Origin of the sequence: Maridesulfovibrio sp. (genome assembly GCF_963676065.1) — a bacterium.
In the GTDB taxonomy this organism is placed as follows: Bacteria; Desulfobacterota; Desulfovibrionia; order Desulfovibrionales; family Desulfovibrionaceae; genus Maridesulfovibrio.
The window spans coordinates 410212-430130 of the sequence record NZ_OY780933.1 but is presented as its reverse complement, the minus strand read 5'-3'; the positions used below and the strand labels follow the sequence as shown (position 1 = coordinate 430130).

16 protein-coding genes are annotated in these 19919 nt (G+C 50.0%); 11 read left to right on the top strand and 5 right to left on the bottom strand.

The features are described from left to right. Positions 1-102: 102 nt before the first annotated feature. The gene (locus tag ACKU35_RS01870) at positions 103-2148 is read left to right on the top strand and encodes a S16 family serine protease (RefSeq protein ID WP_319762594.1); all 2046 of its coding nucleotides are present in this window, start codon (positions 103-105) and stop codon (positions 2146-2148) included. Here the strand turns inward: ACKU35_RS01870 and ACKU35_RS01865 are convergent. From ACKU35_RS01865 to ACKU35_RS01845, 5 genes are all read right to left on the bottom strand, one after another. Beyond that, positions 2145-3488, bottom strand: coding sequence for a sigma-54 dependent transcriptional regulator (locus tag ACKU35_RS01865; RefSeq protein ID WP_319762592.1), 1344 nt, complete (start codon positions 3486-3488; stop codon positions 2145-2147). The genes ACKU35_RS01870 and ACKU35_RS01865 overlap by 4 nt on opposite strands. Further along, positions 3485-4900, bottom strand: a complete 1416-nt coding sequence (locus ACKU35_RS01860) for a HAMP domain-containing sensor histidine kinase (RefSeq protein WP_319762589.1) — start codon at positions 4898-4900, stop codon at positions 3485-3487. The genes ACKU35_RS01865 and ACKU35_RS01860 overlap by 4 nt, the downstream gene beginning before the upstream one ends. A gap of 228 nt (positions 4901-5128) precedes the next feature. Next, entirely contained in the window at positions 5129-5683 is a 555-nt protein-coding gene (gene thpR, locus ACKU35_RS01855; protein ID WP_319762587.1) for an RNA 2',3'-cyclic phosphodiesterase, read from the bottom strand. 23 nt (positions 5684-5706) lie between these two features. Then, positions 5707-6951 (bottom strand): carbohydrate porin, encoded by a 1245-nt coding sequence (locus ACKU35_RS01850; protein WP_319762585.1) that lies wholly within the window; start codon positions 6949-6951, stop codon positions 5707-5709. Then, positions 6952-7431 (bottom strand): CinA family protein, encoded by a 480-nt coding sequence (locus ACKU35_RS01845; RefSeq protein WP_319762583.1) that lies wholly within the window; start codon positions 7429-7431, stop codon positions 6952-6954. 85 nt (positions 7432-7516) lie between these two features. On the opposite strand from ACKU35_RS01845, the gene ACKU35_RS01840 reads away from it, so the two are divergent. From ACKU35_RS01840 to tssH, 10 genes are all read left to right on the top strand, one after another. After that, positions 7517-7969: a hypothetical protein gene (locus tag ACKU35_RS01840; protein ID WP_319762581.1), complete on the top strand. Its 453-nt coding sequence runs from the start codon at positions 7517-7519 to the stop codon at positions 7967-7969. Positions 7970-8086: 117 nt separating this feature from the next. Further along, positions 8087-9364, top strand: coding sequence for a serine--tRNA ligase (serS, locus tag ACKU35_RS01835; RefSeq protein ID WP_319762579.1), 1278 nt, complete (start codon positions 8087-8089; stop codon positions 9362-9364). Positions 9365-9629: 265 nt separating this feature from the next. After that, a complete protein-coding gene (tssA, locus tag ACKU35_RS01830) occupies positions 9630-11186 on the top strand; it encodes a type VI secretion system protein TssA (RefSeq protein ID WP_319762577.1) in 1557 nt (518 codons plus the stop codon). 45 nt (positions 11187-11231) lie between these two features. Next, on the top strand, positions 11232-11714 hold the full coding sequence (tssB, locus tag ACKU35_RS01825) for a type VI secretion system contractile sheath small subunit (protein WP_319762575.1): 483 nt from the start codon (positions 11232-11234) through the stop codon (positions 11712-11714). 11 nt (positions 11715-11725) lie between these two features. Further along, positions 11726-13207 carry a type VI secretion system contractile sheath large subunit gene (tssC, locus tag ACKU35_RS01820; RefSeq protein WP_319762573.1) on the top strand — a complete coding sequence of 494 codons (1482 nt, stop codon included), beginning with the start codon at positions 11726-11728 and terminating at the stop codon, positions 13205-13207. Positions 13208-13299: 92 nt separating this feature from the next. Then, entirely contained in the window at positions 13300-13782 is a 483-nt protein-coding gene (locus tag ACKU35_RS01815; protein ID WP_319762571.1) for an Hcp family type VI secretion system effector, read from the top strand. Positions 13783-13960: 178 nt separating this feature from the next. Next, positions 13961-14380, top strand: coding sequence for a type VI secretion system baseplate subunit TssE (tssE, locus tag ACKU35_RS01810; RefSeq protein WP_319762570.1), 420 nt, complete (start codon positions 13961-13963; stop codon positions 14378-14380). 110 nt (positions 14381-14490) lie between these two features. Then, positions 14491-16221 carry a type VI secretion system baseplate subunit TssF gene (gene tssF / locus ACKU35_RS01805; protein ID WP_319762568.1) on the top strand — a complete coding sequence of 577 codons (1731 nt, stop codon included), beginning with the start codon at positions 14491-14493 and terminating at the stop codon, positions 16219-16221. Continuing rightward, positions 16185-17225 carry a type VI secretion system baseplate subunit TssG gene (tssG, locus tag ACKU35_RS01800; protein ID WP_319762566.1) on the top strand — a complete coding sequence of 347 codons (1041 nt, stop codon included), beginning with the start codon at positions 16185-16187 and terminating at the stop codon, positions 17223-17225. Before tssF ends, tssG begins: the two co-directional genes overlap by 37 nt. Continuing rightward, positions 17222-19903 carry a type VI secretion system ATPase TssH gene (gene tssH, locus ACKU35_RS01795; protein ID WP_319762564.1) on the top strand — a complete coding sequence of 894 codons (2682 nt, stop codon included), beginning with the start codon at positions 17222-17224 and terminating at the stop codon, positions 19901-19903. The genes tssG and tssH overlap by 4 nt, the downstream gene beginning before the upstream one ends. Positions 19904-19919 lie beyond the last annotated feature (16 nt).

The following is a 19919-nucleotide window of genomic DNA, read 5'->3' as shown; positions in this document are numbered from 1 at the left end:
TCACAGCGTGGATGTTTTAGTGATACGATGAAGAAGGGCGGACTGGATTGAGATAAAATCAGTCTTTCAGTGTGGCAAAAGACATCATTTCGAGGAGGATACATGAAGTGGTTTAGTAAAAAAAATACTGGTGAGATAGGCGTCGATGAAGCTAAACCGGTTAATCCTCCTGAGCAGGTACAGGTTCCTGACACTGTGGCGGAGGAAATATCTAAAAGAGTTGAGGCTGCGGACTTGCCGGACGCTGTTTTGGATGCAGCCCGTGATGAATGTGAACGACTTCTCAAATCGGATAGCACTTCGCCGGAATTTTCCCAGTCTTATGCGTATCTTGATTTTATCCTTTCCCTGCCATGGAATGAAACGACAAAAGATGATCTGGACGTCCAGAGGGCTACCGAAGTTCTGGATGCCCGGCATTACGGCTTAAACAATGTAAAAGAGCGTATACTAGAGTTTCTTGCCGTTAAAAATCTGCGTAGCCAAATCAACCCGAACCTGATTATCGCGGATGATGAGGTGATCGCCCGTGAGAATCTTTCTATCATATTTGAGCATGAAGGATTTACAGTACGAAATGTGGCAAACGGACTTGAAGCTGTCGCCGCCATGGAAGAAGAGCCCGCTGATGTTGTTGTTACAGATTTAAAAATGGATGGGATGGACGGCCTTGAGCTTTTGGAGACGGTGCGCAGCCGTTGGCCGGATACCGGAGTCATTATGCTTACCGGGTACGCCACGGTAAAGACCGCAGTTGAGGCGATGAAAAAAGGAGCCGATCAATATCTCGGTAAACCGGTAAACCTGACCCGTTTGCGTGAATATGTTAACGATTTGCTAGGCAGAAATCAGCGCCTTCAAGGGGTTCAGGGGCCTGTCCTGTGCTTCAGCGGCCCTCCCGGAACAGGTAAAACGTCCATAGGCCGGGCTATTGCCGAAGCTATGGGCCGAAAATTTATCCGTATGTCCATGGCCGGTCTTCGGGACGAGTCGGAACTTCGCGGCCATCGACGTACATATGTGGGGGCCATGGCCGGCCGTCTGCTACAGAGTATTCAGAAGTCGGGAGTCCGCAATCCGGTTATCATGCTGGATGAGATGGATAAGATTATTCAGGATTTTCAGGGTGATGCCTCGTCTGTGTTTCTCGAAATACTTGATCCAGAGCAGAATTCGGCTTTTGTAGATCATTATCTCGGGTTGCCCTTTGATCTTTCCGGGGTCTTATTCATAGTCACTGCGAATATCCTTGATCGTATTCCCGGTCCATTGCGCGACCGGATGGAGATGATAGAATTTTCCAGCTACACCACCAGCGAGAAAATCAGGATAGCTCAGGACTTCATGCTGCCTGAGCAATTGAAAAAGCATGGCTTTACCTTGCATGATGTCGAGCTTGAGCCGGGTGTGCTGGCGAAGGTGCTGGTTGATTATACCCGTGAAGCAGGACTGCGAGGACTGGAGAAACAGATTGCTGCTCTTTGCCGTAAGCTGGCAAGACGCAAGCTGGAAGACGCCGGAACCGAGCCGCTCAAGGTTTCACCGGACGATCTGGTAAAGTTGATGGGACCGCCGCCGCATTTCAGGGCCAGTGTCGGAGACGTTTTGAAAGAGGGCGTCGCCACCGGGCTGGTCTGGTCGGAGAACGGCGGCGAGATTATTTTTGTGGAAGCAGCCAGAATGCACGGGAACAAAAATCTTATTCTGACGGGGTCACTCGGTGAGGTCCTCCGGGAATCCGCGCAGACTGCTCTGAGTTTTCTGCGTTCAAACGCAGCCAAGTTTGATCTTTCCAGTGATTTTTTTGAATCTTCGGACATACATGTACATATACCCGCGGGAGCGGTCACTAAGGAAGGCCCGTCCGCAGGAGTGACCATTGCCGTGGCTGTTCTTTCGCAGCTGTCCGGGCGGCCTGTTCCACAGGATATGGCTTTCAGCGGCGAAATTTCACTACACGGCGATGTTCTTGCAGTGGGCGGAGTGCGTGAGAAAGTCATGGCGGCAGTCAGGGCCGGAGTCCGCACAGTTGTTCTCCCGGAGCAATGCGCTTCGGCGGTGGAGCGTCTTGAGCCTGAAGTCCTTGAAAAACTGGACGTCAGACTTGTGGGCAGTCTGGAAGAGGCTTTGAAAATAGCAATGGGCTAACTGTCTTTTTCCAGTCCCAGCTTTTTCATTTTACGCCACAGCGAGACTCGGTCGATACCGAGTATCTTGGCAGCCTGTGTCTTGTTGCCGTTTGTCGCCAGCATTACTTTCTGGATGTGGTTTATTTCCACTTCTTCAAGTGTTTGCATCGGAGCGCCCCGGTCGATGTTGCGAATTTCTTCAGGCAGCAGGTCCGGCGTAAAAATTGTTCCGCGGGCCAGTGCCAGCGCGCGTTGCGAAATATTCTCCAGCTCACGCACATTTCCGGGAAAGGAATAGTTCATTAATATATCGAGCGTTTCCTGAGAAATGGTGTCGATATTCTGGGTTTCCGTGCGGTGTTTTTCCAGAAAATGTCCCATCAGTACGGGGATATCTTCCCGGTGTTCCCTCAGCGGCGGAGCTGAGAGGGTTACCACATTCAAGCGATAGAAAAGGTCCTGCCGGAAAGTTCCTTTTTCCACTTCTTCTTTCAGGTCACAGTTTGTAGCGGAAACGACACGGATATCAACAGGAATTTCCTGAGTTCCGCCGACCCGGAGAAAAGTCCGTTCCTGAAGAACCCGCAACAGCTTAACCTGCATGTTCAGGGGCAGTTCACTCATCTCGTCAAAAAATACCGTTCCGCTGTTGGCTACTTCCAGAATACCTTTCTGTCCGCGCTGCGCCCCGGTGAATGCTTCCCTTTCATGCCCGAAAAGTTCCTTATCCATCAACTCGGCGGTGAATGTTCCGCAGTTGATGGCCATGAAGCGCTCTTCGGATCGGGAGCTGAGCATATGAATTCCCTGAGCGATGAGTTCCTTACCTGTTCCTGTCTCCCCCTGAATGAGAACGTTGCAGTCCATGTGAGCCAACTGGCCGATGGTTTTTTTCAGCTTCGTGATCTGGTCACTCTGCCCGACAAGTGGAAAGTCCTGCTTACCCGCTTTAAGCACCTGCCGTAAACGGAGCACCTCCACAGAAAGAGCCTGTCGTTCCAGTGCATTGAAGACCTGCGCTTTCAGTTCATTGATATTTAATGGCTTGGCGATGTATGAATGCGCGCCTTTCTGCATGGCGATAACAGCCGTGTCCACCGTTGCGTGCCCGGTGATAACAATGACCTGAGTGGAGGGTTGCATCTCCTTGATGTGTTCAAGAAGTTCGATGCCGTTCATGCCGGGAAGCATAAGGTCGGTCAGTACCAGCTCAAATTCGTTTTTCCCGATCTGCTGTAGTGCCTCTGTACCTGAGCCTACTGTGGTTATTGTGTGTCCTTCTTCAGTAAGGATATGTTTCAGGTTGTCTCTGGCGATTGCCTCGTCATCGACAATAAGAATTTTGGCGTGGCTTATCATGCCTTGTGCTCCTGATCCAGAGGCAATGTGATCAGGAATTTTGTCCCCTGACCGGGGTTGCTCCTTACTCTGATATTACCCTGATGCTTTTCGATTATACCGTAAACTATGTAGAGCCCCAGTCCTGTTCCCTGTCCCACTTCCTTGGTGGAAAAGAACGGATCGAAAATTCGTTCCTGCGTTTCTGGGGGGATTCCCGGACCGGTGTCACTTATGTTGATTGTGGTGTTTTCCTTGTCGGCTGATAAGCTGACCTCAATCTGTCCCTGATCCGTGCCGATGGCCTGAATGGCGTTAATCAGAAGGTTGATAAAGGCCTCCTGCAGTTTGCGTCGGTCGGCAAAAACAAAAATGTTTTCAGGCAAATTCAGAACTAAATTAATATTTGACGGTACCTGGCTGGAAACGAGACTTACGGCTGACTGGACGATTTTATCGATTTCAATAGGTCCGGGTGAATATTCCCTTTCTCTTGAAAATTCAAGCAGCCCTTTAACGATATCCCTTGAGCGCATTGTCTCCTGCATAATGTTGTGCATCATTTTGTCGGCGAGTTCGTCCTTGCCTTTGGTGCGTTCTTCAAGAATCTGGCAGGAAGTGGAAATATTGTTCAGGGGGTTGTTCAGCTGGTGGGCAATTCCCGAGGCGAGGGTCCCGATGGATGAAAGCTTCTGCGCTTGCACCAGTTGGCGTCTTCTCTTGAGGAGCTGTTCCACCATGGAATTAAGTGCCGCAAAAACCTGCTGAATCTCATCATGTGAGTTTTTTATTGTAAGTGCTTTGAATGTGCCTTGCGAAATGTCTTCTGTTGCCTGCTGAACCTGCCTGAGCGGTTTGAGAATGTGCGAAGAAAAGAATCCTACCAGAGTCATGATCACTGCCGCGATTCCAAACATGGAAATAAACAGGTTGGAACGCAGAGTCCTGTTGATATCCAGAATATTGTCCCGCTCAAAGTTGGATATGGCCTTGGAGTGTTCAACCAGATTCTGCCCGACTTCCCGCAGCTTGATGCTTAGGGAGTTGTCCTGTTTGAGCGATTCGTCTGCTGTTCGGGCTATTTCCTGCAGCAGCTTTTTATAAATAACCAGATTCTTTTCCAGTCTCTTTCCGTGTCCTTTGATCTTTTTCTTCCTGAAAGCTCCCATCAATTCCTGAAGGAGTTTTTCCGTGCGGTTCAGGTAATCCAGTCCAAGGGTGAAAAGCGCAGGATCATGATATAAAAGGTAGTTTTTTTCGATGCGCCGGATTTCCAGAATAAGGCTGCTTAAGTCATCACTTCGTTCAATCAATTGTACTTCGTTTTCCAATTGGACGGTGTTCATATATGAGAGCAGCCCAAGGCAGCCGAAGCAGATTGCGAAGATTATTATTCCGATAATTATTTTTTGACGAATATTGAGTTTAAGCACAGGAAACCTCTTTTAGAACGGCAACTAATAGACTTTTAATACTAAACATTAATCCAGCCGAGCCTACGATTACTGCTCCGAAATAGCAATTATGCGTTTTATTACATCTCTCCGCCCGATTACCAGTTACCAATAACCGTTTTTATGAAAGTGAAAAATCAGGTCTCGAGGACTGGCTTAGGTATCAGGTGAGGCAGGTATCCGAGCTGCTGGTTCAGGGGATTCTTCTCAGCTGTATTTCTTAAGTACGGAATAAACCGGTCCGTCGGGTGTGAGTACGCTTTTATATAGATTAAACATACTTAGATGGGCTTCGGGTAGCTCAATATGATTTATTTTTTCGGCCAGTGCTTTCCAATCGTCCGCAGCCTGTCTTTTGACCCTGCCGAGGGTCAGGTGGGCGTGGCAGGATTTTTTGTTTGGCCGGAATCCGAGTCCCTTAAGTCCGGTTTCAACTGCGGCGGCGGTGGAGCAGAACTGACTTGTTCCTTCTGCCATACCTATCCAGATGGTGTACGGATTTTCAGGTCCGGGGAAGAATCCAGCCCCTGCCGCTGAAATTTTAAAGTTGTCAACCGGGATATTTTTCAGTACCTGATCCACCCCGGTCAGTTTTTCTTCCTCGACGCTGCCCAGAAACTTCAGGGTGAAATGCATGTTCTCGGGCTTTACCCACGAGACTCTGGAGTTTAGACCTTCACGCAGGGTAGGTAATGCCTCGCCTATTATCTCTATCCACTCTTCCGGAGCGGGATGTGCAATAAATGTGCGTATCTTTTTCATGTTATCCCAGCCTGTTAAATGTTTTATGAACCGGGTGTGGAAAACGTGAAGAAAAATTTCAACATTCCGAACAATATATCATCATTATTTCTGTTGGCATTGGAGTTGGTTACATAGGTCACATCCGGGACTATGGAAAAATAATCGGTCAGTTTGACCTGATAATAAGTCTCGTAATGAAATTCCATGTCAGTATTATCCGTATGTTTGTTGCCCTGTACTCCTCCGGCGGCAACGCCCCAGACATCCTGCTCACGCATGGGCAGCGGGCCCTGCCAGTTAGTACCGGCTGACCATGTCCATGTGATGTTGTTGATCGCTCCGTTTCCCTTGCCGAGTCTGGCAAAAATACCGAAGTCTTCGGTTATATCCTGATCCATATTGAAGGCGATACCCCAGTTGGCGGATTCTTCTCCGCCGTCGAGACGCGGCTGGTCGTAGGTATTGGTCCAGCCGAAGAAGCGGTAATTACCTTTCAGTTTACCAAAGCTGGGCGAATATGTCAGCTGTCCGCCTATGAGCGGGCTGTCGGCCATATCTTCCAAATCGCCTTTTCTCTGATCATCAGGACGTCCCGCGTAGGTGGTGGACTGGGCCAGCATGGTGAAACTGAACTCTTCACGAGGATTAAAGCCTACCGCGATGATCGGCAGGTTGGAGTCGATGCCGTCAAAAATGGGCTCATTGTTAAACATGGAGTTTACGAACTGAGTGCGCCCGTTTCCGGCAAAGCGGTTGCCGTCCATAAAGGATTCCGGGTCGGTCCAACCCAGTGATACAAAAATTTTTTTGTCCGCGAAATGCTGCGTGTAAAGCACGTCCGAAATGGAGGCTTCCCCACCGGGACTGGTCCGCGAAGCCTGTGAGTTGAGGGGCGAAGCCACCATCCCCCGTCGGGAAGGATTGCTATAGAGGTCTGAAGCGCCGCCCTGAACTTGAAAGAAGAATTCTCCATCCTCAATCGGCGACCAGTGTAGCCTTACCCGAGCCTTGTACGCACCGTAGGAATTTCCGTTCTTGGTATCACCGTCAATCTTTGCGCTTCCGTAACTCTGTGCATAACCGAGAACGTCCCCTTCAATGGTCAGTGGTCCTGTGACATCCTGTACTTCGCTCCATGCATCACGGAACTCATCAAGCAGATCGGACTGCTCCTTCTCATTCTGCTGACCATGAAGGTTCAGTGTGGAGCGCAGGGAATCACGGCAGAAACCGGTATTTACACAGCTGAGAACAAGGACGCTGATCAGGATCAGTATCTTTTTCATTTAATTCTCTTGCAGAATTTTCAGCAGTTTTTCGAGTACTGTTTGTAGGCTTTGATCTTTAACGCTTTTGCGGTCACCGCTGAAAACCAATTTCTCAGCATAATTTTTGCCGTTCACCTGCCAGCCCATCCAGACCGTGCCCACCGGTTTATCAGAGGTGCCTCCTGTGGGTCCGGCAATACCGGAAAGGGAAATCCCCACTTCGGTATTCAAAGCGTCGCAAACACCTTTCGCCATGGCTTTGACTACTGGCTCGCTTACCGCGCCGTGTTCGATAAGTTCTTCTTCAGGCACATGCAGAAGCGAATTTTTTATTTCGTTTGAATATGCTACCACGGCCCCTGAAAACCATGCGGAACTGCCTGAAAAATCGGTCAGTGTGGCGGCAACAAGACCCCCTGTGCATGATTCTGCGGTGGACATGGTCCAGTTCCTTTCAACGAGAATTTTTCCGATAGATGGTATGATGATATTAAGCATGTGGACACGTTACCCTTATTTTAATTGTATTTGAAGAGAATGCGTCAGGAAACTCAAAATTATCCCGCTGACCAGAAAGTGGGCTGTGCTGCATATTGTTTACCGGCAGGTGAAGTGCTACTCTCCCGGAATGGCTCTTAAGAATCTTACCGCCTTTGTCTGGAAAAGACACCAAAGTCACTGGAACTGGATTATCATGATCAGCTCTTTGTTTGTGCTGCTTGTTGCGGTATGGATGAAGTCCATTTCTCTGACTCTTGCTTTTATTGCCGGAGTTGCTGTTTCTATGTTTGAACTGGTTGATCCTGATCCTCCGTTTGTTCTGGTAGCTAAGGCTCTGGAGCATGAACGGAAATGGCTTGAACATCCTTGGGGCTGGAAAAAGGGACTGCAGGCTTTCGGCATTTTTGCCAGCGTGATATATGTTTTCTTGTCCTGCTGGTGGGAGAGTCTTATGGCATTGCTGCTTATAGCCGGAATTTATGCAAATATCGTCTGCGTTTATGATAATAAGGCGAGGGGAATTGATGGGTTGTAGATGTTTTTATGCTTTTTGCTGTAAAAATACCCTTTATTAGTGCGCTTAGATTCGCTACTAGCATGACAGCGGCTTGAGAAGAGCCCTTTTTATATATGATGATACCAGGAGAATGAAATGCTCGATTTGAAATTTGTACAGAACAATCTGGATGTAGTTCGCGAAAGCCTTGAGAAAAGAGGCTCTAAACTTGATGTTAATGAATTCAGCGATCTGGATTCCCGCCGCAGGGCCCTCCTGCAGGAAGTGGAATCCCTCAAGGCCGAGCGCAACTCCTCCTCCGGCGAGATTGCAAAGATAAAAAGGGAAGGTGGTGATGCCTCTGAAATTATTGCCCATATGGGTGAAGTTTCCGGCAAAATCAAAGCCCTTGATGAAGATCTTAAAGATATTGAAAGCGCAGAGAGCGAATGGCTTTCCGCTGTCCCGAATATTCCTGATGAATCCGTGCCTCTCGGTAAATCCGAGGACGATAATCCTGTAATCCGGCACTGGGGCGAAAAGCCAGAGTTCGATTTCACCCCGCGTGAACATTGGGATCTGGCCGTAGAATTGGGCGGTGTTGATTTTGAACGCGCCGCAAAGCTCACCGGAGCCCGTTTTGCCGTGCTCAAGAAATGGGGCGCAAGGCTGGAGAGAGCGCTGACATCTTTCATGGTTGATGTGCAGACCGGAGACCACGGTTATACCGAAGTGATTCCTCCCTACATCGTGAACCGTGACTCTCTTTTCGGTACAGGACAGCTGCCCAAGTTCGCCGAGGATCTTTTTAAGCTGGAAGACTGGGAATATTTCCTGATTCCCACAGCGGAAGTGCCCTTGACCAACCTGCACCGGGATGAAGTGCTCAATGAAGAAGATCTGTCTGTCGCTTACTGTGCGCCTACTCCATGCTTCCGCTCCGAAGCAGGGTCCTACGGTAAGGATACCAAAGGGTTGATCCGTCAGCACCAGTTCCACAAAGTGGAGATGGTCCGTTTCGCCCATCCTGATAAGTCTTTTGAAGAGCTTGAAAAAATGACCGGACATGCCGAAGAGATTCTCAAACGTCTCGGATTGCATTACCGGGTTATTACCCTGTGCACCGGCGATATGGGTTTCGGTTCCGCCAAGACCTACGACATTGAAGTATGGCTGCCCGGACAGGATAAGTACCGTGAAATTTCTTCCTGCTCCAACTGCGTGGACTTTCAGGCTCGCCGCGCCAACATCAAATTCCAGCCCAAGGACAGCAAGAAAAAACAGTTCGTCCATACCTTGAACGGTTCCGGTCTAGCTGTTGGGCGTACCTTTGTGGCTGTGGTTGAAAACTACCAGCAGAAAGACGGCTCCATTGTAGTTCCTGAAGCTCTGCGTCCTTACATGGGCGGTATGGAAGTTATTACCGCAGATTAGTCGTTACTGTATTACAGAATGGAAAAGGGCAGCCCGATTTCGGGCTGCCCTTTGTTTTTTGTACTCCGCCGATTCATACGTCTGCACCGTTGGGCATAATCAGCCTTTTTAAAGCCAGAACATGCTCCCGGTCCGGGGGCTTTTTTTTACCCTTTGTTTCCTACGGCCAGTAAGTGTGTTATGTTTTTACCATCCGCATCCTGTACGCAGTGTTTCAGGGTAGGTCTGAGTATAACCCCAGCATATGATTGATTGTGGAGGACGGATGGAACTTTTAAATCTGGGCCGGAAGCCGATAAGCGATGCAAAACCGGCCGGGGATGATGCCCGATACGATCAGGAATACGACCTGCTGCAGCAGGAGATAGACAAACTCGCCAGCGCAACTGCCGGAGGAGCCGTTGATTGGAAAAATGTGATCAAACTCGGTTCTGTCATTCTGAGCACTAAATCCAAGGACCTGAAAGTCGCTTCCTATGTCGGGGTCGGGCTGCTGCAACTCAAAGGGATAGAGGGCCTTTCCGCCGGGACGCAGATTCTGCTCGATCTGGTTACAAATTTCTGGGATACCCTTTATCCGGTCAAAAAGCGCATGCGCGGAAGATTCGGGGCGATCACTTGGTGGATGGAAAATGCCGAAAAATTTATAAAAAAATATGACGGCCCCGAATTACACAAAGATGTTATCGACCTTTTGGTTAAGCGAATTGAAGATTTAGACTCGACTTTAGCAGAGAAATCAGACGATGCGCCTGTTCTGCACGAGTTATCAAATTATGTGGATCGATTACCGGTAGAATCATCCCCTGAACCTGAACCTGAACAGCCGGAGCCTGTAGAGGAAAATGCTGTTCCCGAATCGACTGATTCCTCTGCTGCGGCATCAGCTCCGCAGGTCGCCGTAAGTGTGGGGGCGATTAGTTCTTCCGAAGAATGTGTAGCCGGCTTTAAGGCCGGACTTTTCGCATTAAGCCCTGTTTCCGAATATCTTCTTGCCAACGATTTAGCCGATCCAAACGGTTACAGACTGCGCCGCATGATTGCATGGGCGCCGATTACTTCGCAGCCTCCAGCTGAAAACGGACGGACTATGATTCCCGCCCCGGACGGTCCGGTAAAGGAATCAATCTCCAGTCAGCTCAAGTCCGGGGATTTTGCCGGTGCCCTGCGTGCGGCGGAGTCCCGCGTCGGGGAATATCTTTTCTGGCTCGACCTGAGCCGTATGTCCGCACAAGCCCTCAAAGGACTCGGCGAAGATTATAGTTCCGCGCTGTCCGCATTGGAAATGGAAACGCAGTTTTATGTGCAGCGCCTGCCCGGACTGGGGAGCCTCAGCTTTGCCGACGGGTCGTCCTTTGCAGATGCCAAAACCCGTTCCTGGTTGCAGTCACTGGGCAAAAGTGGGGGCAGTACGGGAGGAACGGAGACGGGAACGGATCAAACAACTGAAATAATGGCTAAAGCGAACCAATTGGCCTCAAGTAAGAAATTATTGGAGGCAATATCCCTTATTTGTGGTATGATTAATACATCTAACTCCTTGCGGTCTGTTTTTAGACTGCGCACCGGTTTGACCGCTTTGCTTACCGCAGAAGGGCAGGTCGGGGTTGGTAAAGTACATGCCGCCGGGCTGCTGGAGCATATTGATTCTTTCGGCCTTGAGCAGTGGGAGCCGGAACTGGCTTTATCCGGGTTGCTTGCCGCTTATGAAGCGGTAGTGGCGGAAGGCGGGCCGGATTCGGCTGCAAAGAGCGTTGAAATTTTACAGCGAATCAGCAGGCTCAGTCCTGTTGAGGGTCTGAAGATAAACGGAGTTAATTAGACGTTTTGGACTGTTTTTAAAAACTTTTCAGCGGAGGTCTCGAATATGGCTAAAGAAGGTTCCGTAGCACCCAAGGAGCGGGTCAATATCGTTTACAAGCCCGAAACCGGGGATGCCAAAGAAGAGGTTGAGCTTCCTTTAAAGTTGCTGGTGGTAGGCGATTTTACCCAGAAGGATGATGACCGCATGGTCGAGGACCGTGATCCGGTAAATATCGATAAGGACAATTTCAACGAAGTACTCAAGGCTCAGGATCTGGATCTGAAACTCAGCGTCGAAGATAAACTTAGCGGTGAAGCCGATGCGCAGATGGCGGTCAACCTCAAGTTTAACAGCCTTAAGGATTTTGATCCGGACCGGATTATCCAGCAGGTTCCTGAGCTGCAGAAACTCATGGAACTGCGCGAGGCCCTGAAAGCCCTGAAAAGTCCGCTCTCAAACGTGCCGGAATTCAGGAAAAAGGTTCAGGAACTGGTCAAGGATGACGGCGCGCGCGAAAAACTGCTTAAAGAACTTGGAATCGAGTAGGGGGAATATCCATGGCAGAAGAAAAACTCGAACAACAGCAGGATGCCGGATCAACAGCTGAGGTTTCGCTTCTTGATGATATTGTGGAAGCCACCAAGCTCAAACCCGAAGACGAAGCTTATTCCGTGACCAAGGCCGGTTTGCAGGCTTTTCTTGAAGAAATGATTAAGCCTGAACGTCAGGGTGCCAAGGTTTCCGGTAATCTGGTTGATGATATGCTGGCCCAGATTGATGAAAAGCTTTCATCCCAGATGGACAGCATCATCCACAATAAGGATTTCCAGAAAATGGAGTCTTCGTGGCGTTCGTTGAAATTTTTGATAGACCGCACCAACTTCCGGGAAAATGTGCGCATCCAGATGATGAATGTTTCCAAGGAAGATCTTCTGGACGATTTTGACGATGCCCCGGAAATCACCAAATCCGGCCTCTACAAGCAGGCTTATACCGCAGAATACGGACAGTTTGGGGGACAGCCATTCGGAGCGATTATCGGGAATTACGATTTCGGTCCCGGCCCGCAGGATATGAAACTGCTGCAGTATACCGCATCGGTTTCGGCCATGGCTCACGCGCCGTTTATCGCCGCTGCCGGCCCTGATTTTTTCGGCATTGAGAAATGGAGCGAGCTGCCCAATCTCAAGGATCTGAAGTCTATTTTTGAAATGCCGCAATACACTAAGTGGAATTCTTTCCGTGAATCGGATGATGCCCGCAACGTGGGGCTGACCCTGCCTAAATTCCTGTTACGGCTTCCTTATGGACCGGAGACCCTTCCGGCCAAGAGCTTTAATTATCAGGAAACTGTTTCAAACGGCGATGATGATTTCTGCTGGGGCAACACTGCATTTGCTTTTGCCTCCAAGTTGACGGATTCATTCGCTAAATACCGCTGGTGCGCCAATATAATCGGTCCTCAGGGCGGCGGGGCAGTGGAAGATCTACCCCTGTATCAGTATGAGGCAATGGGAGCGGTGCAGACCAAGATTCCTACGCAGGTCCTGCTTTCCGAACGTCGGGAATTCGAGCTTGCCGAGGAAGGCTTTATCGGTTTGACCATGCGTAAAGGCAGCGATAACGCAGCCTTCTTTTCTGCCAACTCCTGCCAGAAACCGAAGTTCTTCGGCACCAGCAAAGAAGGCAAGGAAGCCGAACTCAACTACAAGCTCTCCACTCAGTTGCCCTACATGATGATTATGGACCGTCTGGCTCATTACATCAAAGTCATCCAGCGTGAAAACATAGGTACGTGGAAGGAACGCGGCGATCTGGAACGTGAGCTTAATACCTGGATTTCCCAGTATGTCACCGAGATGGACAATCCTGCCCCCAGTGTACGCAGTCGCCGTCCCTTACGCATGGCCAAAATCGAGGTCAGTGATGTGGAAGGAGATCCGGGCTGGTATCAGGTCTCCCTGAAGGCCCGCCCGCATTTCAAGTATATGGGAGCCGCTTTTACCCTTTCACTGGTGGGCAAGCTGGAAAAGGAATAGTCAGCCGAAAGAGTCCGGCTGTTGCCCCTGCCCATGGTGCGGCAGCCGCTTAAATGGTCAACCTTTAATCATGAATTTTGAGGAGAAGGGTTATGGCACTTACTTCGTATATGAAGGTAACAGGAAAGACTCAAGGACAGATCAAAGGCGATTGCACACAGGCCGGGGATAAAAAAGATACCATGCTGATCTATGCTTTGGATCATAATGTGGAAATCCCCAAAGACACCCATACCGGCCTTCCCACCGGACAACGTATCCATAAGCCGTTTACCGTGACTAAACACGTGGACAATGCGTCTCCGAAACTGGCTCAGGCCTGTTGTAAAGGGGAACAGCTCACTGTTGAAATCGATCACTACCATATCGATGCGACAGGAATTGAAAAGAAGTACTACACCATCAAGATGGAAGAAGCGATCATAGTCAATCTGCACAGCTACAAGCCGATTACCTTCCTGCCCGATAACAAGGGCTATCACGACATGGAAGATGTGAGCTTCACCTATTCCAAAATTACCTGGACCTACGCTGACGGTAATATTGAATATACCGACGACTGGAAATCCAGCTAGGTAACGCCAGAAAAGCCTCCGGCGGCCTCGCGGGGCTCCTGCCGGGGGCCTTAACCCCTTTTAGTAAGGGGAGTAAGAATTTTAAAAACATTTACCGGGCTTCGCGATTGCAGCCTGAACAGTCGGGTTGAAATAATTTGAAGCGGGATTTTCCTCCGCTTCAGGAAAAGGGGGAAGATTGATCACTCAGCGCTTGCTTGAACGGATACGTTTCATGGAAGAGGACCCGGATTGGCGCGATTCTGCCGAGCCGGGGCAGGTGATTAAGTCTGTGCTGGATTACCTGCGTATGATTTTGAATACCCGGCAGGGAAATGCTCAGATCGCCAATGATTTCGGGGTACCGGACTTTACTTCCATGATCGGGGCTACCGGGCTTGATGCGGTCCGCTCCATCGAGGAATCCATGACCGAGGTCATTCTAAAATATGAACCACGGCTGGCAAACGTGAATATCCAGTTTGTGCCCATGGAAGACAATCCGCTGGCCCTGTATTTCAAGCTGCAGGGCAGGCTTGCCCTTGAAGGACAGGATATGCCTGTCGTGTTTGAGACGGTTCTCGATCCTGACGGTCAGATTTCAGTGAAGGATAGCTAGCAGGAGCGATAACAAACGCGGCAAAGCCCTATTAGAACATTTTGGGATTCTTAAACCCTTTTGGAAAATGGTTTAAGGCTCCCGGCAGGGCCGCTGGAGGCATGCATCACATGATCGAAAAGTATTATCAGAGGGAACTTAGCCATTTGCGTGAACTTGCGGTGGAGTTTTCAAAGACACACCCCGCACTGGCTCCCATGCTGACCGGATCGGGCGCCGATCCCGATGTTGAAAGGCTGCTGGAAGGTTCAGCATTCCTGTCCGGTATGATCAATCAGAAGCTGGACGATGAATTCCCGGAGATAATACACGGTCTGGTGCAACTTATTTTTCCGCACTACTTAAGGCCGATCCCTTCCACTACAATTGTAAAATTCACCCCGAAACCAAGTTTAATGGAAACCATCCGTGTTCCGGTCGGTTCGCAGATCGCTTCCATACCTGTAAGCGGGGTTCCCTGCACTTTTTCGACTACTTATGATGTTGACCTGCATCCTTTGACCATAACTGATGTAAATTTAAAAAAAGGCGCCGGTACTTCGGGAGCATTGACCATCGATCTTGAGCTTACGGGTATACCGCTTGATGAGTGGGAGAATCCAACCCTGCGCTTTCACCTGACCGGTGATGCCGCCAGTGCTTCAAGCCGTTACAAGCTATTATTTAACTATATCCGTGGAATTGATATCAGCAGTGAAGACGGCAGTCTCTGCGTTCTTCCAAAGCAGAGCCTGAAAGCTGTCGGGTTTGAAGATGATGAAGCGCTGCTGCCTTATCCTTCGCAATCTTTTCCCGGCTATAGAATCCTGCAGGAATATTTTATTTTACCGGAAAAATTTCTTTTCTTTGAGATTGACGGATTGGGAAACTGGCGTAACCGGGGAGCTTCCGGCAAGTTTCGGATTACACTGGAACTCGAGAAGATACCTCTGAGCTTTGAGCGGTTCACCAAAGAAGATATCTGCCTGTTTGCCACTCCGGCCATCAATTTGTTCAAGCGTGACGCAGAGCCTGTGATTCTGGATCATAAGCGCCCGGAATATCAAGTTCGACCGTCCGGTGACTCCGGCAATGACTATCAGGTTTATTCCGTGGATTCGGTGACGGGATACGTGCAGGGCACGGTGGAGGAAAAAGCCTACAAGCCTTTTCATATGTTCAATCCTCAGGCCGGGGAGTTGCCTGTCTACACTGTGCATCACCGTCGTTCTCCGGTGCGCGATAAAACCGATCTTTTTGTCTCCGTTGCCTATCCAGCACAGGGAAATGACCCGGTCACCGAAACTCTTTCCATGGCACTTACCTGCACCAACGGTTCGCTGCCGGAAAAACTGCGCTACGGTGATATCAGCAAGCCAACGAGCACTTCTCCGGAATTGGCTTCGTTTGAGAATATCCGTCAGCCTACATCTCCGGTACAGCCCCCACTGGGTAAGAACCTGCTCTGGCGTCTGCTTTCGCATCTTTATCTCAATTACCTTTCCGTTGCGGATGTGGAAAGCCTGCGGGCCATGGTTAAACTTTATGTCTTTACGGATACCCGTGACCGGGGCGCGGTGGTGGCCAATACCAAACGGGTGGAGGCTGTTTCCGGTATGAAGGTGAGCGAAGGAGACCGTCTGGTGCGGGGGCTGGTCATGCGCGGGCGGGAAATCAAGATGTCTCTTAATTGTGATGGTTTTGCCAATAGCGGCGACTTATATCTTTTCAGTTCAGTGATGAACCGTTTTTTTTCCGGGTATGCATCGGTCAATTGCTTCACAAAGCTGACCGTTGAAGACACTTTAAACAAGGAGATTTACGAGTGGACTGCGATGATCGGGAACCGTCCGCTTCTGTAACCGGAAACCTGTTCGTAAAACCGACCGGGTATTCTTTTTTTCAGGCCATCCGTCTGCTGCGGCTGCATTCGCATAACTGCACAGGTAAGGATCTGGAAGCTTTTTTTCGTGATCATCTGCGGGTGCGTCCCCAGCTTTCTCTCGGCTTTCCGGCCACAGACCTTACCGATCTTGAACAGGAAGAAAAAGAAGACGGTGACCTATATCATCTTGTCACCACCTTTCTGGGCCTTTACGGGGCTTCATCACCACTTCCGGTCTTTTATACCGAGGAGTTGCTGGCCGAGGCAGCTGAAGACAAAACCGTAACCCGTGATTTTCTGGATATTATCAACAACAATGCATATTCCCAGTTTTTCCGGGCCTGGAGCCGTTCGAGGCTGATGATTAAAGCTGTGGATGAAAAAGACGGGTCGTGGCTGGAACGGCTGGACAGCCTGCTCGGATACGGACACGCCGAAGCTTTTTCCCATGTCCCCCCTGAATGCAGGCGTTACCGCCATATCGGCCTTTTGACTCAGTATCCGCGCAGTGCGCTTGGCCTTGAAACCCTGCTCAAGGATTCCTTAGAGCATACGGATATAGAGGTGGAGCAATGCGTGATGCGTAAGGTCAAAATCCCCGAGGACCAGCGTTTTTACCTCGGGCATGATTCCAATGTGCTCGGTGAGCGTTCGTGGATCGGGGAGGAGCTCAAAGACCGTAACAGTAAACTGGCGGTGCATTTGAGTAATTTGAATTCCGGTCATTTTCATCAATTACTGCCCGGCGCGGTAGACGGCGATAAGCTGGACAATCTGGTGCGCGGTTATCTGGTGGAACCTTTTAAATACGATCTGGTTCTAGAAATGACGTCCGGAGAGGCCAATACGGCGGTGCTGGGCGGAGAGGAATGGTCATCCCTCGGTTGCGATACTTGGGTTTTTTCCGGGGAACATCTGGAACATGCAAAAGCGTCTTTTCCCAATAAAGGCGGACACATCCATGAGAGGTACGGAGCATGATCAATGTCGATATAAGAAATTTACTTTCAAAACTGGATACTTTCTGCACTAACGCATTGCACAACGCAGCCGGTCTCAGTGTTTCGCTGAGTAACTACGAAGTCTCTGTTGAACATTTTTTTATTAAATGTATCGAGGAAGTAAACAGTGACCTGCCGCTCATTTTTCATCAGTACGGGGTGGAGGGACCGCGCATAACTGCGGCGCTTACAGATGTGTTGCAGGATTTCAAGACCGGAAATTCAGGCAAACCGGTATTTTCTCCCATGCTGCTGGAGCTTTTTGAAGACGCATGGCTGATTTCTTCTGTGGAACTTGGCGAAACCCGTATCCGCTCCGGGGCGGTGCTGCTGGCCTTTCTGGGTAAACCTAATTTTTACGCTTCCGGCAGTTATGGTGATCTCTTTTCAGTAATCAACCGTGAGACCCTGCTGGGTGAATTCTGGACCGTGACCAAAAACTCGGTGGAATACAAAATGCCCGCTGCAGCGCCGGGAGCATCAGGCACGGCCCCGTCAAAAGGTGATGGCGGATTCACGGAACGTTTCTGTATTGATTTTACCGCAAAAGCTCGTGAAGGCGGAATTGACCCGGTCTTCGGCCGTGACCCGGAAATGCGTCAGATGGTTGATATCCTCGCTCGCCGCCGCAAAAATAATCCCATCCTTGTTGGTGAACCGGGGGTAGGTAAAACCGCGGTTATAGAAGGTCTTGCCCTGCGTATAACCGAAGGTGATGTGCCGGAAATTTTGAGTGATGTGACTCTGCTCGGACTGGATATGGGGCTGCTGGAAGCCGGAGCCGGAATGAAAGGAGAATTCGAGAACAGGCTTAAAGGGGTCATTGATGAGATAAAATCAAGTGAAACACCGATAATCCTGTTTATTGATGAAGCGCACACTCTGGTCGGGGCCGGAGGTTCAGCCGGAGGCGCGGACGCCGCAAATCTGCTCAAGCCCGCACTGGCCCGCGGGGAGCTCAAAACCTGCGCCGCTACCACTTGGACGGAGTACAAAAAATATTTTGAAAAGGACCCGGCCCTCGCCCGCCGTTTCCAGTTGGTCAAGCTGGATGAGCCTTCCGTTGAAACTTCGACCATAATTCTGCGCGGACTGCGTGAGAGTTATGAAAAGGCCCACAATGTGATTATTCGCGATGACGCCAACGTGGCTGCCGCTGTTTATTCCGACCGCTACATTACCGGACGTTTCCTGCCTGATAAGGCTATTGATTTGATGGATACGACTTGCGCGCGCGTCAAAGTTAATCTTTCTGCCAAGCCCGGAGTGTTGGAGGATTGCCAGCGCACGGTACAGGCTCTTGAGCGGGAAAAAGCAGCCGTGGACCGGGACCGCAGTAACGGCGTGGAAGTGGATGAAGAGCATTACAGTGAGCTTCTTGAACAGATTGAAAATAAAAATTCCGAAGCGGCTGAAATTAGTGAAAAGTGGCTTAAGGAAAGGGACGCCGCCCATGCGGTACTGGATATACGGGCCAGAATTCAGGAAGCCCGCAAAGCTGATCCAGAGGCAGAAGCCTCCGTTGATGATGCTGCAACTGATGCCGCCGAAGATGATAAGGATATGGCGGAGCTTAAAGCCGAGCTGGATATGGCGGATGCAGCTTTGGCTAAGCTTCAAGGCGAAGATCCCATGGTCCAGATTGAGGTCTCTCCCGATCTGGTGGGCCGCGTTGTTTCTGACTGGACAGGAATCCCGGTGGGCAAGATGGCCCGGGATGAAGCAGCCACTGTCGCTGATCTTGATGATAAGCTCAAAGTGCGCATCAAGGGGCAGGATCAGGGACTTGCAGGCATCGCCGAAGTTATTCGGGCTTCCAAGGCGGGAATCAAGAACCCGGATCAACCCATCGGCGTTTTTCTGCTGGTCGGACCTTCCGGTGTGGGTAAAACCGAGACCGGGCTTTCGCTTGCCGATCTGCTTTTCGGTGATGAGCGTTCCGTAGTCACCGTGAATATGAGTGAATTTCAGGAAAAGCATACTATTTCCCGGCTGATCGGTTCTCCTCCGGGATATGTCGGTTACGGGGAAGGCGGCATGCTTACCGAGGCTGTGCGCCGTCAGCCGTATTCCGTTGTTCTGCTGGATGAAGTGGAAAAGGCTCATCTGGATGTCATGAATACCTTTTATCAGGTTTTTGACAAAGGAGTGCTCACCGACGGTGAAGGCAAGGATATTAATTTCAGGAATACCATTATTATCCTGACCTCCAATCTCGGCACTGATGTCATACAGGAAATGACAGCCGAAGAGGATGAAATTCCTCTGGACGCGGTGCTTTCGGCCGTCCGGCCCATCCTTTCCCAGCATTTCAAGCCTGCTCTTCTGGCGCGTATGAACGTGGTCCCCTACTTCAGTCTTAATCCCGATGCCATGAAGATGATTACCCGGCTTAAGCTCGGTAAACTGGAAAAAATGCTCCTCGCCAACAATAAGATGAAGCTGACCTACGATGCAGACGTAGTGGATCAGATTGCGGCCCGCTGCACGGAAGTGGAGACCGGAGCCCGTAACATTGAATATATCCTGAATGGCAATGTGCTGCCGAAGATGTCGAAGGAAATCCTGATGCATATGACCGGGGGCGGTATGCCGGCGGCAGTCCATCTCGGTGTGGATGAGGATGGATCTTTCAGCATGGAATTTTCCGCTGAGTAAAGAGTATGAGAGGGTA

What these genes read in the sequence shown, in the direction of transcription:
- ACKU35_RS01870 (WP_319762594.1), top strand. Translation starts at nt 103, where the DNA reads ATGAAGTGGTTTAGTAAAAAAAATACTGGTGAGATAGGCGTCGATGAA.
- ACKU35_RS01865 (WP_319762592.1), bottom strand. Translation starts at nt 3,488, where the DNA reads ATGATAAGCCACGCCAAAATTCTTATTGTCGATGACGAGGCAATCGCC.
- thpR (WP_319762587.1), bottom strand. Translation starts at nt 5,683, where the DNA reads ATGAAAAAGATACGCACATTTATTGCACATCCCGCTCCGGAAGAGTGG.
- ACKU35_RS01850 (WP_319762585.1), bottom strand. Translation starts at nt 6,951, where the DNA reads ATGAAAAAGATACTGATCCTGATCAGCGTCCTTGTTCTCAGCTGTGTA.
- ACKU35_RS01845 (WP_319762583.1), bottom strand. Translation starts at nt 7,431, where the DNA reads ATGCTTAATATCATCATACCATCTATCGGAAAAATTCTCGTTGAAAGG.
- serS (WP_319762579.1), top strand. Translation starts at nt 8,087, where the DNA reads ATGCTCGATTTGAAATTTGTACAGAACAATCTGGATGTAGTTCGCGAA.
- tssA (WP_319762577.1), top strand. Translation starts at nt 9,630, where the DNA reads ATGGAACTTTTAAATCTGGGCCGGAAGCCGATAAGCGATGCAAAACCG.
- tssB (WP_319762575.1), top strand. Translation starts at nt 11,232, where the DNA reads ATGGCTAAAGAAGGTTCCGTAGCACCCAAGGAGCGGGTCAATATCGTT.
- tssC (WP_319762573.1), top strand. Translation starts at nt 11,726, where the DNA reads ATGGCAGAAGAAAAACTCGAACAACAGCAGGATGCCGGATCAACAGCT.
- ACKU35_RS01815 (WP_319762571.1), top strand. Translation starts at nt 13,300, where the DNA reads ATGGCACTTACTTCGTATATGAAGGTAACAGGAAAGACTCAAGGACAG.
- tssF (WP_319762568.1), top strand. Translation starts at nt 14,491, where the DNA reads ATGATCGAAAAGTATTATCAGAGGGAACTTAGCCATTTGCGTGAACTT.
- tssH (WP_319762564.1), top strand. Translation starts at nt 17,222, where the DNA reads ATGATCAATGTCGATATAAGAAATTTACTTTCAAAACTGGATACTTTC.